This is a genomic window from Nocardioides marmotae, from assembly GCF_013177455.1.
Lineage (GTDB): Bacteria > Actinomycetota > Actinomycetes > Propionibacteriales > Nocardioidaceae > Nocardioides > Nocardioides marmotae.
In genome coordinates this window covers 31,099-47,394 of sequence record NZ_CP053660.1, presented here as the reverse complement: position 1 = coordinate 47,394, position 16,296 = coordinate 31,099, and the positions used below count along the sequence as shown (strand labels likewise).

General features: G+C 74.5%; 15 protein-coding genes. 6 read left to right on the top strand and 9 right to left on the bottom strand.

Going from position 1 to position 16,296, the window contains the following annotated elements; genetic code table 11:
- Positions 1 to 46: 46 nt before the first annotated feature.
- Positions 47 to 1,387, bottom strand: coding sequence for an NAD-dependent malic enzyme (locus HPC71_RS00225; protein ID WP_154616003.1), 1,341 nt, complete (start codon positions 1,385 to 1,387; stop codon positions 47 to 49).
- A 151-nt stretch (positions 1,388 to 1,538) separates the two neighbouring features.
- On the opposite strand from HPC71_RS00225, the gene HPC71_RS00220 reads away from it, so the two are divergent.
- Both HPC71_RS00220 and HPC71_RS00215 read left to right on the top strand, forming a co-directional pair.
- Complete coding sequence (locus tag HPC71_RS00220; protein WP_154612315.1) at positions 1,539 to 2,132, top strand: TetR family transcriptional regulator; 594 nt, start codon at positions 1,539 to 1,541, stop codon at positions 2,130 to 2,132.
- Positions 2,133 to 2,197: 65 nt separating this feature from the next.
- Entirely contained in the window at positions 2,198 to 4,540 is a 2,343-nt protein-coding gene (locus HPC71_RS00215) for an MMPL family transporter (protein ID WP_154616007.1), read from the top strand.
- Between the two features lie 151 nt (positions 4,541 to 4,691).
- Here the strand turns inward: HPC71_RS00215 and HPC71_RS00210 are convergent, their stop codons facing one another.
- From HPC71_RS00210 to zwf, 6 genes are all read right to left on the bottom strand, one after another.
- Positions 4,692 to 5,177, bottom strand: a complete 486-nt coding sequence (locus HPC71_RS00210) for an SRPBCC family protein (RefSeq protein WP_154616009.1) — start codon at positions 5,175 to 5,177, stop codon at positions 4,692 to 4,694.
- A complete protein-coding gene (locus tag HPC71_RS00205; RefSeq protein ID WP_154616011.1) occupies positions 5,177 to 5,671 on the bottom strand; it encodes a glutathione peroxidase in 495 nt (164 codons plus the stop codon). The genes HPC71_RS00210 and HPC71_RS00205 overlap by 1 nt, the downstream gene beginning before the upstream one ends.
- A gap of 86 nt (positions 5,672 to 5,757) precedes the next feature.
- Entirely contained in the window at positions 5,758 to 6,390 is a 633-nt protein-coding gene (locus HPC71_RS00200) for a hypothetical protein (RefSeq protein ID WP_154616013.1), read from the bottom strand.
- A 148-nt stretch (positions 6,391 to 6,538) separates the two neighbouring features.
- Complete coding sequence (gene eda, locus HPC71_RS00195; RefSeq protein WP_154616015.1) at positions 6,539 to 7,207, bottom strand: bifunctional 4-hydroxy-2-oxoglutarate aldolase/2-dehydro-3-deoxy-phosphogluconate aldolase; 669 nt, start codon at positions 7,205 to 7,207, stop codon at positions 6,539 to 6,541.
- Positions 7,191 to 9,134: a phosphogluconate dehydratase gene (gene edd / locus HPC71_RS00190; protein ID WP_216656499.1), complete on the bottom strand. Its 1,944-nt coding sequence runs from the start codon at positions 9,132 to 9,134 to the stop codon at positions 7,191 to 7,193. The genes eda and edd overlap by 17 nt, the downstream gene beginning before the upstream one ends.
- Positions 9,131 to 10,630: a glucose-6-phosphate dehydrogenase gene (gene zwf, locus HPC71_RS00185; protein ID WP_154612321.1), complete on the bottom strand. Its 1,500-nt coding sequence runs from the start codon at positions 10,628 to 10,630 to the stop codon at positions 9,131 to 9,133. The genes edd and zwf overlap by 4 nt, the downstream gene beginning before the upstream one ends.
- A 93-nt stretch (positions 10,631 to 10,723) precedes the next feature.
- On the opposite strand from zwf, the gene HPC71_RS00180 reads away from it, so the two are divergent.
- Positions 10,724 to 11,899 (top strand): ROK family transcriptional regulator, encoded by a 1,176-nt coding sequence (locus HPC71_RS00180; RefSeq protein ID WP_154616216.1) that lies wholly within the window; start codon positions 10,724 to 10,726, stop codon positions 11,897 to 11,899.
- 160 nt (positions 11,900 to 12,059) lie between these two features.
- Here HPC71_RS00180 and HPC71_RS00175 read toward each other — a convergent pair whose 3' ends face one another.
- On the bottom strand, positions 12,060 to 12,461 hold the full coding sequence (locus HPC71_RS00175; protein WP_154612322.1) for a lipopolysaccharide assembly protein LapA domain-containing protein: 402 nt from the start codon (positions 12,459 to 12,461) through the stop codon (positions 12,060 to 12,062).
- A gap of 100 nt (positions 12,462 to 12,561) precedes the next feature.
- Here HPC71_RS00175 and HPC71_RS00170 point away from each other — a divergent pair, with 100 nt between their 5' ends.
- Genes HPC71_RS00170 through HPC71_RS00160 form a run of 3 tightly spaced genes read left to right on the top strand, consistent with a single transcriptional unit; the run spans position 12,562 to position 15,375 of the window.
- A complete protein-coding gene (locus HPC71_RS00170; RefSeq protein WP_154612323.1) occupies positions 12,562 to 13,134 on the top strand; it encodes a hypothetical protein in 573 nt (190 codons plus the stop codon).
- A 46-nt stretch (positions 13,135 to 13,180) separates the two neighbouring features.
- Positions 13,181 to 13,897: a hypothetical protein gene (locus HPC71_RS00165; protein ID WP_154616017.1), complete on the top strand. Its 717-nt coding sequence runs from the start codon at positions 13,181 to 13,183 to the stop codon at positions 13,895 to 13,897.
- Complete coding sequence (locus HPC71_RS00160) at positions 13,876 to 15,375, top strand: DUF5005 domain-containing protein (protein WP_154616019.1); 1,500 nt, start codon at positions 13,876 to 13,878, stop codon at positions 15,373 to 15,375. The genes HPC71_RS00165 and HPC71_RS00160 overlap by 22 nt, the downstream gene beginning before the upstream one ends.
- A 43-nt stretch (positions 15,376 to 15,418) precedes the next feature.
- Here HPC71_RS00160 and HPC71_RS00155 read toward each other — a convergent pair whose 3' ends face one another.
- Positions 15,419 to 16,279, bottom strand: coding sequence for an aldo/keto reductase (locus tag HPC71_RS00155; RefSeq protein WP_154616021.1), 861 nt, complete (start codon positions 16,277 to 16,279; stop codon positions 15,419 to 15,421).
- Positions 16,280 to 16,296: the final 17 nt, after the last annotated feature.

Below are 16,296 nucleotides of genomic sequence, written 5' to 3'. Positions count from 1 at the left end.
CAGGCCAGCCCGAGAAGCGCGCGGTGACCGAGCCGGGGCCGGAGGCTCAGGCGCCGCGGACCGCCGCGGCGACCGCCTTCGGCACGTCGGGGTGGAAGACGGTCGGGATGATGAACGACGGGTTGAGCTCGTCGTCCTGGACCACGTGGGCGATCGCCTTGGCCGCCCGCAGCAGCATCTCGATGGTGATCTCCGAGGCGCGGGCGTCGAGCAGGCCGCGGAAGACACCCGGGAACGCCAGGACGTTGTTGATCTGGTTCGGGTAGTCCGAGCGGCCGCTGGCCACGACGGCGGCGTACTTGTCGGCCTCGACGGGGTCGACCTCGGGGTCGGGGTTGGCGAGGGCGAAGACGACCGGGTCGGTGGCCATGTCCTTGATCCACTCCGGCTGGAGGATCCGCGGGGCGCTGACGCCGATGAAGACGTCGGCCCCGGTGAGCACGGTGTGCAGGTCGCCGGTGGCGCGGCGGGGGTTGGTGACCTCCGCGAGCTGGCGGTGGGCGCCGGTGAGGCTCTCGTCGTCGGCGCTCAGCGCGCCCTGGCGGTCCACGACGACGACGTCGGTGACGCCGGCGGCGAGCAGCAGCGTGACGATCGCGGTGCCGGCCGCGCCGCCGCCGGAGACGACGACCCGGACGGAGTCGAGGTCCTTGTGCACCACGCGCAGGGCGTTGGTGAGCGCGGCGAGCACGACGATGGCGGTGCCGTGCTGGTCGTCGTGGAAGACCGGGATGTCGAGGCTGGCGCGCAGGCGGCGCTCGATCTCGAAGCAGCGCGGGGCGGCGATGTCCTCGAGGTTGATCCCGCCGAACCCGGGCGCGATCAGCTCGACGGCGCGGACGATCTCGTCGGTGTCCTGGGTGTCCAGGCAGATCGGCCAGGCGTCGATCCCGGCGAACCGCTTGAACAGCGCGGCCTTGCCCTCCATCACCGGCAGCGCCGCGCCGGGGCCGATGTTGCCGAGGCCGAGGACGGCCGAGCCGTCGGTGACGACCGCGACGGTGTTGCCCTTGGTCGTCAGGCGCCACACGTCCTCGGGGTGCTCGGCGATCGCGCTGCTGACCCGGCCGACGCCCGGCGTGTAGGCCATCGAGAGGTCGTCGCGGTTGCGCATCGGCACCTTGGAGGCGACCTCGATCTTCCCGCCGAGGTGCAGCAGGAAGGTCCGGTCGCTGGTCTTGTGGACCGTCACGCCCTCGAGCGCGTCGACCTCCTGCTCGAGGACCGCGGCGTGGTCGGCGTCGCTGGCCGAGCAGGTCACGTCGACGACGAGCCGCTCGTGGCTGGACTCCGAGACGTCCATCGCGGTGACGATGCCGCCGGCCTGGCTGATGGTGGTCGCCACCGCTCCTACGACCCCGTGGTCCGGGGCGGTGTGCAGCCGCATGGTGATCGAGTACGACGAGGTGGTTGCGGCGGCGCGGCTGGTCACCGCCCCACTCTCCGCGCCCGCGGCGGTTACCGGCAAGTCAGGTCAGGGCAACGTGACTCGCATCACCATTCTGCACTTCTTGGTCGGGAGTGCAACACTGCACTCCATGTCCGGAAGTGCAATCGAGCTGTCCCGCCGGGACGCCAAGCGTCGCGAGACCGAGGACCGCATCTCCGACTGCGCGCAGCGCCTCGTCGCGGAGCACGGCCTGGACGGCTTCACGATGGAGGACCTCGCCGCCGCGGCGGACGTCTCCCGCCGGACGCTGTTCAACTACTTCCCCAGCAAGGTCGACGCGGTGCTGGGGAACCTCCCGACGATCCCCGCGGACGTGCGCGAGACGTTCGTCCGCGGCGGTCCCCACGGCGCCCTGGTCGAGGACCTCGCCGTGCTGGCCCGCGTGGTCCTCGCCGACACCGACCTCCAGCGCGAGCAGGTCGACCGGCTCCAGCACATCCTCACCACGACGCCGCGCCTGGCGATGAGCGTGCACTGCCGGTTCGAGGAGGTCTCGGCCGACATCGCCGCGCTCGTCGCCCAGCGCGACCCCGGACTGACCGGCATGCCCGCGCGATTGCTCGTGCGCCTGCTGGTCACCGTGTTCGACAGCGCGATGGCGGCGTACGTCGCCGGCGACGACCGCCCGCTGGCCGACCTCTTCGACGAACACCTCGCCGCTGCCCGGCGGCTCCTCGCCTGATCCGACCGCCTGATCCGACCGCAGCACCCCTCCGCCGTACGTCCACTCCCACCTGAGGAAAACCCATGGCCACCCTGCTCCACCGCCTCGGACTCACCGCCTACCGGCGGTGGCCGATCGTCATCGCGACGTGGGTCGTGCTCTTCGTCGCACTCGGCGCCTCGGTCGCCGCCTTCGCCAAGCCGATGAGCGACTCCTTCTCCATCCCGGGCATCCCCTCGGAGAAGGCCTCCGACATGCAGGCCGAGCTCTTCCCGGGCGCCCCCGACCCCTCCGAGCGCGCGACCGTGAACGTCGTCGTCGCCGCGCCCGAGGGCGAGCGGCTCGCCGACCCGGAGTGGACCAAGGCGACCCAGGCGCTCATCGCCGACCTCACCGAGCTGCCGCAGATGCCGGAGACCCCGCTCGCGGACCCGGTGACCGCCGCCGAGCAGCAGCGCCAGCAGCTGCTCGACGCCGCGAAGAAGGCCGGCAGCGACCCGAAGGTCGCCGAGGCCAACGCCGCCGCGCTCTCCCCGCTCTCCGAGGACGGTCGCGTCGGCACCATCACGTGGGACTTCGCCGTCGAGTCGGTCGCCGACGTCGACCCGGCCACGATCGAGGCGCTCGAGGACACGATGGCCGAGGCGCGCGACAGCGGCCTCACCGTCGAGGCCAACGGCTCGGGCAGCCAGGGCATGCTGCACATCGGCGGCACCTCCGAGCTCATCGGCATCGCGGTGGCCCTCGTCGTGCTCGTGCTGACCTTCGGCTCCCTGGTCGCGGCCGGCCTGCCGATCGTGACCGCCGCGGTCGGCGTCGGCTTCGGCGTCACCGGCATCAGCCTGATGACCGCCTTCACCGACATCGGCTCGACGACCCCGATGCTCGCCACGATGATCGGCCTGGCCGTCGGGATCGACTACTGCCTGTTCATCCTGGCCCGCTTCCGCGCCGAGATGGAGCACACCTCCGACCGTCAGGACGCCACCGGACTCGCCGTCGGCACGGCCGGCTCCGCGGTGGTCTTCGCGGGCCTCACCGTGCTCATCGCGCTCGCCGCGCTCGCCCTGGTCCGGATCCCGTTCCTCACCTCGATGGGCATCGCGGCCGCCGGCACCGTGCTGGTTGCCGTGCTGGTCGCGCTGACCCTGCTGCCCGCACTGCTCGGCATGCTCGGCTCGAAGGTCTTCGCCGGCCGGGTGCGCCGCTACCGCCCCGCCCGCGACCACGACGGCAGCATCCTCAACAACGGCGTCCGCTGGGCCCGCCTCGTCGGCCGCGCCCCCGTGGCCGTCGTCGTGCTGGTCGTCGTCGCCCTCGGCTCGCTGGCCATCCCGATGAAGGGCCTGCACCTGGCCTTCCCGACCGACAGCACCGCCGCGGCCGACAGCACCCAGCGCAAGGCCTCCGACCTGGTCGCCGACGCGTTCGGCCCGGGCCGCGACGCCCCGCTGCTGGTCGTGGTCGACAGCCGCGACGTGGCGGCCGACGAGCGCCCGGCGGCGTACGGCTCCGTGGTGGAGTGGGCCGCGGGCCAGGACGACGTGCGCAACGCCCAGATCATCGGCCAGAACGAGGACGGCACGGGCGCGCAGGTGCTGATCACGCCGGAGTCCGGCCCCGAGGACACCGCGACCGAGGACCTGCTCTCCAACCTCCGCGACGGCCAGGCCGACCTGGAGGAGAGCACCGGCGCCGAGCTCGGCGTGACCGGCACGACGGCGATCTTCACCGACGTCTCCGAGCGGCTCAGCGACGCGCTGCCGATCTACCTGCTCGTGGTCATCGGCCTGGCCTTCATCCTGCTGATGATCGTCTTCCGCTCGATCCTCGTGCCGCTGACCGCGACCCTGGGCTTCCTGCTCTCGGTGCTGGCCACTCTCGGCATCACCGTGGCGGTCTTCCAGGAGGGCGTCTTCGGCCTGGTCGAGGGCCAGCCGATCGTCAGCTTCATGCCGATCTTCCTCATCGGCCTGGTCTTCGGCCTGGCGATGGACTACCAGGTCTTCCTGGTGACCCGGATGCGTGAGTCGCACGTCCACGGGATGTCGACCCGCGACGCGGTCGTCGACGGCTTCCGCAACAGCGCCCGCGTCGTCGCGGCCGCCGCGGTCATCATGATCTCGGTGTTCGCGGCGTTCATCCTGATCGACGAGCCGATCATCAAGTCGATGGGCTTCGCGCTCGCCGTGGCGGTCTTCCTCGACGCCTTCATCGTCCGGATGGCGCTGGTGCCGGCCCTGCTCTACCTGATGGGCGAGAAGGCCTGGTGGCTCCCCGCCTGGCTGGACAAGCTGCTGCCGAACGTCGACGTCGAGGGCGAGCAGCTCGAGCGCGGCCGCGGTGGCGAGCTGGTCCCCGGTGAGGCCGGCGCCGGCACCACCGGAACCACCGGTGCCGACGAGGGCGAGCGCCAGCCGGTCTGACGCCGGCCGCGTCCGGCGCGTCCGGGCGTCCGGGCGTCCGGGCGTCCGGGCGTGCCTGCGGCCTCCCGTTGGGGTAGTCCGCCACACCTGCGCCCTTGATCGCCCCGGAAAGGGCGCTCCTGTGGCGGACTATCCCGCCACGACGCGCAGGTCAGCGCTGCTCGGCGCCCAGGTGGGCGAGCAGGTTCCGGGAGAACCGCTCGCCCATCTGGCCGATCACCCCGCGCATCGCGGCGGTGACGGCCGGGGCGGACAGCTTCGGCAGCGGCAGGTCGAGGGTGATGTCCAGGCTAGTGGCCAGCCGGGTGCCGCCGCCCTCGGACTCGGGCAGCTCGGTCAGCGCGTACCACCCCTCGACGCCGGCCCGCTCGCTCGCGCCGGCGGGCGGGTCGTGGGAGAAGTCGATCCGCTCCAGGTCCCGGTAGGACATCCGCTCGGTGAAGGTCGGGGCGACCTCGATGCCGAGCACGTCGAGCCCGGTCATGTGCCACGTCCAGTGCTCCCCCGAGGCGTCGATGCGCTTGAGCAGCGGGGTCAGCTCGGCGACCAGCAGCGGGTCGGTGAGCACGTCCCAGATCTCCTTGGCCGGCGCGAGGACGACCGCCTCGGCCTTCGTGCCGGAGGTGAAGCGGGCCATCAGCCGGGGACCGGGGCGGCCAGCGCCGCCTCGATGTCGGCGACCAGCTTCTCCGGCTTGGTCGTCGGGGCGTACCGCTCGATCACCCGGCCGTCGCGCCCGACGAGGAACTTGGTGAAGTTCCACTTGATCCGGTCGCCGAGCACCCCGCCCTTCTCGCTGCGGAGGTACGCGAAGACCGGGTGCGCGCCCGAGCCGTTGACCTCGACCTTGGAGAACAGCGGGAAGCCCACCCCGAAGTTGCGCTCGCAGAACCCGGCGATCTCCTCGTCCGAGCCCGGCTCCTGCCCGCCGAACTGGTCGCACGGGAAGCCGAGGACCGCGAAGCCGCGGTCGGCGAACCGGTCGTGCAGCTCCTGGAGGCCCTGGTACTGCGGGGTGAACCCGCACTGGGAGGCCGTGTTGACCACCAGCACCACCGTGCCGGAGTACGCCGCGAGGTCGATGTCGGTGCCGTCGATCCCCCGCGCGCTGAGCTCGTGCAGCGTCGTCATGCCCCGAGCATGGCAGCCGGGCCGGCATCCCGGGGCTGACCGGGATCGAACCGGGGGCGGACCGGGGTCGACCGGGGTCGACCGGGTCAGCCCACCATCCGGCCGGTCGCCTTCGCGGGCTGCTGGTGGCCGACGGGGTTGGCGTGCCCGTCGAGCAGCACCTGCACGCGCCGATCGCCGAGGTCGAGCACCAGCTCGCCGTCGCCGATCTCGAGGACCTCTCCGCACACGACGTACCGGTCCCCGGCGATGCGGTCGAGCACCGACCCGGGCGGGCAGCGCTCGACGTCCTGGGTGGCGACCAGGCGCAGCTGCGGGCGCAGCCGCCCGCGGAAGCGCCAGAGCAGGTAGAGCATCAGCGCGAGCGCGGCATCCGCGGCGAGGGTGATGACCAGGCCGAGCCGGCTGGTGACCTCTCCGTCGACCCGGTGCACGCCGCTGTCGCCGGGCAGGACCCGCACGCCGATCTCACCGGTCCGCACGGCGTCCTCGTAGACGTCCTGCTCCACGTTGGCGGTGTAGGAGGTGCCGTCGACGGCGTACTGGAGGAAGTGCCCGCCACCGGACTCGCGGTGTGCCTCGACCCGCGCGACCTGCTCCACCCCGCTGGCCGAGAGCCGCTGGTCGAGGTAGAACCCGTGCACCACCGGCAGGTTGATCATCAGCGCGACGACCACGACGAGCAGGGTCGGGGTCCAGCGACGTCGAGGGGCTGCCACCGGTCCAGTATCCCGTGCGGACGTCCCCGCCCTCCCCCCACGGTCGAGCGGGGACGCCGGCCCCGGCGGCCGATGGCGGCCAGGGCGGGCCTCACCGTAGGGTCCGCGGGCCTTCACGTCCATGACCCCGCCAAGTGGTCCTGACCGGTCAGGGACGCAGCTCGGCGACCGCGCGGGCCAGGTCGGTGACGCGGGACCAGTCTCCGGCAGCCAGGACGCCCGCGGGCGTGAGCCAGCTGCCGCCGACGCAGGCGACGTTCGGGAGGCGGAGGTACGCCGCCGCGTTGGCCGGCCCGATGCCGCCGGTCGGGCAGAACCGGGCGGCCGGCACCGGCGAGGCGACCGAGGCGAGGAACGCCGCGCCGCCCGAGGCCTCCGCGGGGAACAGCTTCATCTCCTGGTGGCCGGTCTCGAGGACGGCGAGCACCTCCGAGACCGTCGCGGTGCCGGGCAGGTAGGGCAGCCCGGTCTCGGCCATCGCCGCCAGCAGGGCCGGGGTGGCCCCCGGGGAGACGAGGAACTCCGCCCCCGCCGCCCGGGCCTCCTCGGCCTGGGCGGGCGTCACGATCGTCCCGGCGCCGACGAGCACCTCGGGCACCTCCGCCGCGATCGCGCGGATCGCCTCGAGGGCGACCGGGGTGCGCAGGGTCAGCTCGACGACCGGCACGCCGCCGGCGGCCAGGGCCCGGGCCACGGGCACGGCCCAGGCGACCTCGTCGACGACCACGACCGGCACCACCGGCGTCCGGGCGGCCAGGGCGTCGAGCAGGGAACCGGTGACCGGGGCGGGGGCAGTGACCTCAGACGGGCTGGACAAGGGAGTCCTCTCGGGGAGCGGGCTGGGCGGGGGTGCCGGAGGAGGGGAAGACGCTCGCGCCGGCGTCGGCCGGCCCGACCGTGGCGCGGAAGGCGGCGAACAGCTCGCGGCCCGTCCCGGCCCACTCCTCGCCCTCGGGCGCGCGACCGGTCGGCTCGCGGGAGGCCAGGTCGGCCCCGTCGTGGGTCTGCACGGACAGCAGGCCGCGCTCGGCGTCCACCGTCACCAGGTCCCCGTCGCGCACCCGGCTGAGCGGTCCGCCCAGCGCGGCCTCCGGCGTGACGTGGATGGCGGCGGGGACCTTGCCCGACGCGCCGGACATCCGGCCGTCGGTCACGACCGCGACCTGCTGACCGCGGTCCTGGAGCACGCCCAGCGCGGGGGTGAGCTTGTGCAGCTCGGGCATGCCGTTGGCGGCCGGGCCCTGGTAGCGGACGACGGCGACCAGGTCGCGGCCGTCGAGCCGCCCCTCCCCGAAGGCGGCGAGGAGGTCGGCCTGGTCGTCGAAGACCATCGCCGGGGCGGTCACCACGCGGTGCTCGGGCCGGACCGCGGAGGTCTTGAGGACCGCGGTGCCCAGCGGGCCGTGCAGGACCTCGAGCCCGCCGGTCGCGGAGAACGGGTCGTCCACGGGGCGCAGGACGTCGCGGTCCAGGCTCGACTTGGGACCCTCCTCCCAGGTGAGGTCGCCGGTCTCCGCGGAGCCGCGCAGCACCGGCTCGGTCGTGTAGTGGCGCAGGCCGCGGCCCGCGACCGTCCACACGTCCTCGTGGAGCAGCCCGGCGCGCAGCAGGGTGTGGACGAGGAACGCGATGCCCCCCGCGGCGTGGAAGTGGTTCACGTCGGCCGCGCCGTTGGGGTAGACCCGCGCCAGCAGCGGCACCACTGCGGAGAGGTCCGCGAGGTCATCCCAGGTCAGCGTGATGCCCGCGGCGCGGGCGATCGCGACCAGGTGGAGGGTGTGGTTGGTCGACCCGCCGCTGGCCAGCAGCGCGACGCAGGCGTTGACGATCGCCTTCTCGTCCACGATCGTCGCGATCGGCGTCGGCTCGCCTCCTTGCCGGGTGATCTGCACCGCGCGGGCCGCCGCGGCGCGGGTCAGCGCGGCGCGCAGCGGGGTGCCGGGGTTGACGAAGGAGGAGCCGGGCAGGTGCAGGCCGAGCACCTCCATGAGCAGCTGGTTGGAGTTGGCGGTGCCGTAGAAGGTGCAGGTCCCGGCGGAGTGGTACGACGCCGCCTCGGCCTCGAGCAGCTCCTCGCGGCCGACCTTGCCCTCGGCGTACAGCTGGCGGATCCGGGCCTTCTCGCCGTTCGGCAGCCCCGAGGCCATCGGCCCGGCCGGCACGAAGACGGTCGGCAGGTGGCCGAAGGAGAGCGCGCCGATGAGCAGGCCCGGCACGATCTTGTCGCAGACGCCGAGCATCAGCGCGCTGTCGAACATGTCGTGGGAGAGCGCGATCGCCGTCGACATCGCGATCACGTCGCGGCTGTAGAGGGAGAGCTGCATGCCGTCGCGACCCTGGGTGATGCCGTCGCACATCGCCGGCACGCCGCCGGCGACCTGGGCCACGCCGCCCGCGCGGACGACCGCCCGCTTGAGCACCGGCGGGTAGCTCCCGAACGGCTGGTGGGCCGAGAGCATGTCGTTGTAGCTGGTCACGATGGCGACGTTCGGCTTGACCCGCCCGCGCAGCGCGGCCTTGCCCGCCGGCTCGGAGGCGGCGAAGCCGTGCGCGAGGTTGGCGCAGGCCAGGCGGTGCCGGGCGGGGGCGCGGTCGGTGGCCTGCTCGACGCGCCGGAGGTACGCCGCCCGGCCGGCGGCGCTGCGCTCGGTGATCCGCGCGGTCACCGCCGCCACGGTGGGATGGATCGCGGGTCTCCCGGGGCTGCCGGGGCTGGTGGGGTCGGGGCTGGTGGGTCGGCTCACTGGTCGGGCTCCTGCCAGGTGCGGCCGTCGCGACCGAGGAGGTCGGCGGCGGCGGTGGGTCCGGACGAGCCGGCGGGGTAGGGCTCGGGGCGCTCCTCGAGCTCGGCGGAGCGCTGGGCCCAGCGGGCGAGGATCGGCTCGACCCAGGTCCAGGCGGCCTCGACCTCGTCGCGGCGCATGAACAGCGTCGGGTTGCCGCGCACGACGTCCATGAGTAGCCGCTCGTAGGCGTCGGGCGAGCGTTGGGGGAAGGCGGTGGCGTAGGAGAGGTCGAGGGAGACCGGGCGCAGGCGGATGCCACCGGGGCCGGGCTCCTTGGCGGTCAGGTGCAGCTTCATGCCCTCGTCGGGCTGGACCAGGATGTGCAGCCGGTTCGCGGTGGTCGAGCCCTCGCTCTGCGGGAACATCGCGTGCGGCGGCTCCTTGAAGACCACCACGATCTCCGAGGCGCGGTGGTCGAGCCGCTTGCCGGTGCGCAGGTAGAACGGGACGCCGGCCCAGCGCCAGTTCTGCACCTCGGCCTTGAGCGCCACGAACGTCTCGGTGCGGGTCCCGGGGTGGCCGACCTCCTCGCCGTACCCCTCGTAGGCGCCGCGGACGGTGTCGCGGTCGACGTCGGCGGGGGTGAGCGGCTTGAGCGCCTGGAGGACCTTGAGCTTCTCGTCGCGGACGGTCTCGCGGCCGACGTACGTCGGGGGTTCCATGGCGACCAGGCACAGCAGCTGGAGCAGGTGGTTCTGCACCATGTCGCGCAGCGCGCCGGCGTGGTCGTAGTAGGGGCCGCGCTTGCCGACCCCGACGGTCTCGGCGACGGTGATCTGGACGTGGTCGACCCAGCGGCTGTTCCACAGCGGCTCGAGGAAGGTGTTGGCGAACCGCGTGACCAGCAGGTTCTGCACGCTCTCCTTGCCGAGGTAGTGGTCGATGCGGAAGACCTGGTGCTCGGCGAAGACCCGGCCCACGGCGTCGTTGACCGCGCGGGCCGAGGCGAGGTCATGGCCGATCGGCTTCTCCATGACCACGCGGGAGCGCTCGTCGACCAGCCCGAGCTCGTCGAGGCGCTCGCAGGTCGGGCCGAAGAGACCCGGCGCGACGGCGAGGTAGTAGACGCGGACGGCCTCGTCGGCGCCCGGGCGGTCCTTGAGCAGGCCGTGCAGCTCGTGCCAGCCGTCGGGGACGTGGGCGTCGAGCTCGAGGTGGTGCAGCCGGGCGAGGAGGCGCTCGACGGCGGCGGGCTCGAGCTCCTCGGCGGGGACGTGGGTCGCGAGGGCGGTGCGGACCAGGTCGCGGTAGCCGGCGGTGTCGATCGGGCTGCGGGAGACGCCGACGATGCGGTGGTCCGGGGGCAGCTGCCCCTCGCGGTCGCGGTGGTAGAGCGCGGGGAGGAGCTTGCGCAGGGCGAGGTCCCCGGTGCCGCCGAAGACCGTGAAGTCGCAGTACGCCGGGAGGACCGCGGCGGCGGGCGGGCTGTCCGGAGTCGTGGGCGTCGGGGGCATGGGATCCACCGTCGCAGGCCTTATGGACCGATACAAGCCGTCTTAGGACTTTTTGCGGACAAAGTTCCGTGGTTTCATCCTCGCGTGAGCGTGATGCCGTCCCCCGCCGAGACCACCGCCGGCGGCCTGCTGGCCCTGGTGCGCAGCGGCGAGGCCACCACCCGCGCCGACCTCGGGCGCGCCACCGGCCTCTCCCGCACCGCCGTCTCCCAGCGGGTCTCCGCCCTCCTCGCGGCCGGCCTGCTCGTCGAGGCGAGCGCGCTGGCCTCCACCGGCGGCCGCCCCGCGGGCACCCTCGTCTTCAACGTCGACGCCGCCGTGGTCGTCGGGATCGCGGTCGGCCGCTCCCGCACCCAGGTCGGCGTCTTCGACCTCGAGGGCCGCGAGATCGTCGGCGACACCCGCGACCACGAGGTCGGCAGCGGTCCCGACGAGGTGATGACCGACGTCGCCGCGCGGCTGCGGACCCTGCTGGAGGGGATCGAGCCGCCGGTCCTCGGGATCGGGCTGTCCCTGCCGGGCACGGTCGACCCCGAGCGGCGCGTCAGCCTCGACGCCCCGGTGATGAAGGGCTGGGACGGCGTGCCGGTGGCGCCGTACCTGCTCGACGCCTGCGACGCCCCGCTCCACCTGACCAACGACACCTCGGCACTGACCCGCTCGGAGCTGTTCGGGCCGGCGCCGCTCGGCAGCGACGTGCTGGTCGTCAAGGCCTCCACCGGCCTCGGGATCGGCGTCATCGCCGACGGGCGGCTGGTCAACGCCTCCCGCGGCGTCACCGGCGAGCTCGGCCACACCCGCGTCGAGGGCGCCGACGAGCTGCTGTGCCGCTGCGGCGCGCACGGCTGCCTGGAGACCGTCGCCGCCGGCTGGGCCATGGTCAACCGGCTAGTCGAGGGCGGCGCCGAGGCGCGCCACGTCCGCGACCTGGTGGCCCTCGCACTCGACGGCGACCCCGTCGCCCGCAGCCTGCTGCGCGAGAGCGGCCGGCGCGTCGGCGAGGTGCTCGCCGTCGCGGTCAACCTGCTCCACCCCCAGACCGTCGTCGTCGGCGGCGACATGGGCGCGGCCTTCGACCTCTACACCGCCGGCATGCGCGAGTCGGTCTACGCCCGCGCCGCCGGCTCGGTCACCCGCGACCTGCGCTTCGCCCCCGCCGCCCACGGCGACTCCGCCGGCCTGGTCGGCTGCGCCGCCCTCGTCATCGACCACGAGCTCTCCCCCGCCGCCGTCGACGCTCGGCTGCGGGCGGCTCGTGCGGAGGCCTGAGGGGCGATGGTCGCGTCCCACCTATAGGTGGTACGCGACCGCTTCCGGGGCGAAATATTGACCCAGAAGCGGTTGCGATGACCCGGAAGTAGTCGCCTGGATACCCCGCGGGGGTACGCCGTCGGGGCGGGTGGCGGGAGTACGCCGCGGGGCGGGTGGATCAGTGCCGCTTCGCCTCCCGGCGGACCCGGCGGCGCACCTGCCAGAGGCGGAGCGATCCGGCGAGCGCGGTGAGCAGCAGGCCGGCGGCGACGGCGATGAGCAGCGCGACCGCGAGCGGCGTCTCCCCCTCGAAGCCGAGGAACCGGACGAGCACCGGCTCGGTGTTCTGCGCGATGAACACCACGAGCAGCACGAGCACGACCCCGAAGGCGACGAGCGCGGCCCACACCCCGCTGGTCACCGACCCGCGCAGCGGGTCACCGCCGGCGTCCGCACGGGCATCGCGCCGACGTGGGGACCGGTCGCCCGAGGGACCGGTGGCCGGCTGCGCCGGGGTGGTCGGGCCGGGATCTGCGGGAGGCGTCGTACCGGCGACGGGCTCCTCGGGCGTCTGTGTCATGCGGGGACGGTACCCACCGCCCGGGCGGCCCTCCCCGAGTGATCGAGATCGCGTGCGGTGGGAGTGGCGGAGCGGGGCGGCCGTGAGGTACTTCCCTGCCGTGACAGCCGAGCCCCTCGCCCCCGAACCGGACCTCGTGCCGGTCGGCGTCGGGCCCTCGACGACCGCCGGACCGCACCTGCGGCTGGTGCCGGCGCCGTCCGAGCCCGACCCCGACCGCACGCCCACCCGCACGCCGACCAGCGCGCCCACCCGCAGCCTGCCCCCCGCCGTCGCCCCCGGTACGCCGTGGCGCGCGGCGCTGCCGGTCTACGCCCGCGAGCCCGCCTGGCAGCTGGCCCTGGCCCACGCCTGGCTGGTGCTGCTCGGGCCGGCGCTGGCCCTGCTGCCGCGCGCGGTGGCGACCGACGTTGCCGTCGCGCTGGGCATCGGCACGCTCGCGCTGTGGCTGGTGGCGCTCGTCCGCGACCTGGCCGACCTGCGCGGCTGGGGCCTCGTGGTCGGGGCTCGGCCGACCGCGCGGATGGTGTGGCACCTGGCCACGAAGGGGCCGTGGGGCTACCTCGGCGTCCGAGCACGGCGTACCGGTGAGTGGGCGCCGTTCCTCGCCTGCTCCGCCACGTGGCTGGCGGCCGCCGTCACGACCGGTCTCGGGCTGCTCCTGGGCGGCTGAGCCGGCCGCGGTGCCGGCCGCGGTGTCGCCCCCGCAGACTGGTGGGGTGAGGAACCGGCGGCGGCTGCGCACGGTCGCGGCGCTCGTGCTGCTGGTCGGCGCGCTCCTCGCCGTCCTGCCGGCGCTCCACGACGCCGCGGCGGGGCGCACCCACCGCGCGCCGGTGCTCCTCGTGGGGCCCGAGGTCGTCGTCGGGCCGCTCGCCGAGGACGTGGACGCGCTGCCCCGGGCCCCCTTCGCCGCCTCCGCCACCGACGACCGCGACGCGGCGGAGGCGGCGTTGGCCGCGGGCGAGGTCGTCGGCGTGGTCCTCGTCGACCTGCGCCGCACCGAGGACACCCTGCTCCTGCCCGGCCTGCGCGTCGCCGACCTCGACCGCGCGCTCGTGCGCGAGGTCCGGGCCGCCGAGGAGCGCCGCGGCCGCACGGTGACCGTCGAGCGGCTGGGCCCCGAGCGACTGGGCCCCGAGCGACTGGGCCCCGAGCGACTGGGCCCCGAGCGACTGGGCTCCGCCCGCGACGCACCGCCGTACGCCGCGCTCGGCCTGCTCGCCGCGGGCGCCGGGTTCGTCCTGGTGCTCGTCGTCTCGCTGGCGTGGGGGCCCTTCGCCCGCACCCTCCCCCGCGGCCTGCTCCGCCTCGCCGCGATCGGCGCCCTCGCGGCGGTCGCGGTCGCGCTGACCCCGCTGCTGCCCGACGTGCCGGGCGACTCGCCGGGGTCGCCGCCGCGCTCGCCCTCGGGGTGCTGGCCGCCGGCCTGCTGACCCTCGCGCTCGAGGCGCTCCTCGGGCTCCCCGGGCTGCTGCTGGCCGCGACCGTGCTGCTCGTCGTGCCGGCGCCGCTGCTCGTCGCCGACGACCCGCTCCTCCTGCCCGGCGGGTGGGCCGAGGTCGCCCGGTGGACCACCGCCGGGGCGACCGCCGACGGGGTCCGCGCGGCGGTGGCCGGCGGCGCGGCCGCCCGCGACCTCGGGCTGCTGGCCGCGGTGGCCGCCACCGGCCTGCTCGTGCTCGCACTGACCCGCTTCGACGGGGTGCGGCACAGCCCCGCGGCACCGCCGGCCCCGGGCGGCCCGCCCCCCGACGTACCCACCACCGCCCGCTGGCGCCTCCAGCTCGTCGCCGTCCTCGGCGCGCTCGCCGCCGGCGCGGCGCTGGTCGTGGTCCTGCTGCCCGGCGACGACGAGGCCGCGACCTACCCGAGCCTCGCCTCCGCGACGACCTGCGAGCCGACCGGCCCGGTGCGCACGGTGGCCGACCTCAACCGGATCACCGAGCTGCGCGGCTCGCCCGCGTTCCGCGGCGGCGACGTCGGCGCCGCGGCCGAGCTCCACGACGGCCGGCGGATCTGGCTCTTCGGCGACACCCTGCGCGGCGACCCCGGCGAGGAGCGGTTCGTGCGCAACTCGATGCTGGTCGTCGAGCCCGGCTGCCTCCGCGTCGTGGTGCCGGCCGGCGGCGGCGCCGTCATCCCCGACCGGGACAGCGAGGTCGGCTACTGGCCGATGTCGGTGGTCGCGACGCCGCGACCGGGCTACGACCTGGTCACCGTGACCGCGCAGCGGGTGCGCAGCACCGACCGCGACGACGCCTTCGGCTTCGAGAACCTCGGCCCCGCCGTCGCCCTGTACGTCGTCCCGCGGGGCGGCACGCCGCAGCTCGTCTCCCGGGTCGACGTCGGCCCGGACTCCCCCGACCCGACCCGTCCGATGTGGGGCGCGGCGACCGCGCTGCACGGCGGCTGGCTGTACCTGTACGGCACCGCCCGCCCCGACACCGGCACGCCCACCGGCTTCTCGCTGCGCGTCGCGCGGGTCCGGCCGGGCGGCGTGCTGACGCCGGGGCGCTGGCGCTACTGGGACGGCGCCGTCTGGGTCGCCGACCCCGCCGCGGCCGCCGAGCTGGTCCCCGCGGCCGGCGGCACCTCCCAGACGCTGAGCGTCTTCGAGCGCGGCGGCACCTGGTACGCCTTCAGCAAGCGCGAGGAGTTCCTCGGCTCCGACCTGGTCTTCTGGACCGCGCCGGCGCCGACCGGGCCGTTCACGGCTCAGCCGCCCGTGGCCGACCTGCCCTCGGACAGCACGACCGGGGAGCTGCGCTACATGCCGCTCGCCCACCCCGACCTGGTCCCGCGGCCCAGGTCGGTCGTGGTGTCGTACAGCCGCAACCGCACCGACGTCGAGGAGGTCCTCGACGACCCCCTGCTCTACCGGCCCCGGTTCCTCCGCGTCCCGCTGCCCTGACCGCGCATCTGCCGGCGGGTCAGGCGGTGCGTCAGGCGGTGCGTCAGACCGCGGCCTCGAGCGCGGCGTGCTCCTCGTCGGTCAGCTCGATCGCGGCGGCCGCCATGTTGTCCTCGAGGTGGGCGACGCTGGAGGTTCCGGGGATCGGCAGCATCACCGGCGAGCGGCGCAGCAGCCAGGCGAGCGCGAGCTGCGAGGCCGAGACGCCCTTCTCGGTGGCGATCGTGGTGAGCGGGCTGTCGGGGCCGGAGAGCTGCCCGGTCGCGAGCGGGAACCACGGGATGAACCCGATGCCCTGCTCCTCGCAGTAGGTCAGCAGGTCCTCGGCGGAGCGGTTGGCCAGGTTGTAGAGGTTCTGCACGGTCGCGATCTCCGCGACCTCGCGCGCCTGCTGGACCTGCTCGACGGTGACCTCGGAGAGCCCGATGTGGCGGACCTTCCCCTCGTCCTGGAGCTTCTTCAGCTCACCGACCTGGTCCTCGAGCGGCACCTCGGGGTCGACGCGGTGCAGCTGCATGAGGTCGATCCGCTCGACGCCGAGGTGGCGCAGCGACATCTCCGCCTGCTGGCGCAGGTACGCCGGCCGGCCGACGGGGGTCCACACGTCCGGGCCCTGCCGGGTCAGGCCGGCCTTGGTGGCGACGACCAGGTCGTCGGGATAGGGGTGCAGCGCCGTGCGGATCAGCTGCTCGGCCACGACCGGCCCGTAGGAGTCGGCGGTGTCGATGAGGGTGACGCCCAGCTCGACGGCGCGACGCAGGACGCGCACCGCCTCGTCGGGGTCCTTCGGGTCGCCCCAGACCCCCGGCCCGGTCAGCTGCATCGATCCGTAGCCGAGGCGGCGCACCTCCAGGTCGCCGCCGATCGTGAACGTTCCGCTCTGCTCAGCAAGGGTGGTGGTCATAGGGAGCCCAACAACCT

Coding starts and splice junctions, on each gene's coding strand:
- HPC71_RS00215 (WP_154616007.1), top strand. CDS start 2,198: ATGGCCACCCTGCTCCACCGCCTCGGACTCACCGCCTACCGGCGGTGG.
- HPC71_RS00225 (WP_154616003.1), bottom strand. CDS start 1,387: ATGCGGCTGCACACCGCCCCGGACCACGGGGTCGTAGGAGCGGTGGCG.
- HPC71_RS00155 (WP_154616021.1), bottom strand. CDS start 16,279: ATGACCACCACCCTTGCTGAGCAGAGCGGAACGTTCACGATCGGCGGC.
- HPC71_RS00220 (WP_154612315.1), top strand. CDS start 1,539: ATGTCCGGAAGTGCAATCGAGCTGTCCCGCCGGGACGCCAAGCGTCGC.
- HPC71_RS00210 (WP_154616009.1), bottom strand. CDS start 5,177: ATGGCCCGCTTCACCTCCGGCACGAAGGCCGAGGCGGTCGTCCTCGCG.
- HPC71_RS00175 (WP_154612322.1), bottom strand. CDS start 12,461: ATGACACAGACGCCCGAGGAGCCCGTCGCCGGTACGACGCCTCCCGCA.
- HPC71_RS00205 (WP_154616011.1), bottom strand. CDS start 5,671: ATGACGACGCTGCACGAGCTCAGCGCGCGGGGGATCGACGGCACCGAC.
- zwf (WP_154612321.1), bottom strand. CDS start 10,630: ATGCCCCCGACGCCCACGACTCCGGACAGCCCGCCCGCCGCCGCGGTC.
- HPC71_RS00180 (WP_154616216.1), top strand. CDS start 10,724: ATGCCGTCCCCCGCCGAGACCACCGCCGGCGGCCTGCTGGCCCTGGTG.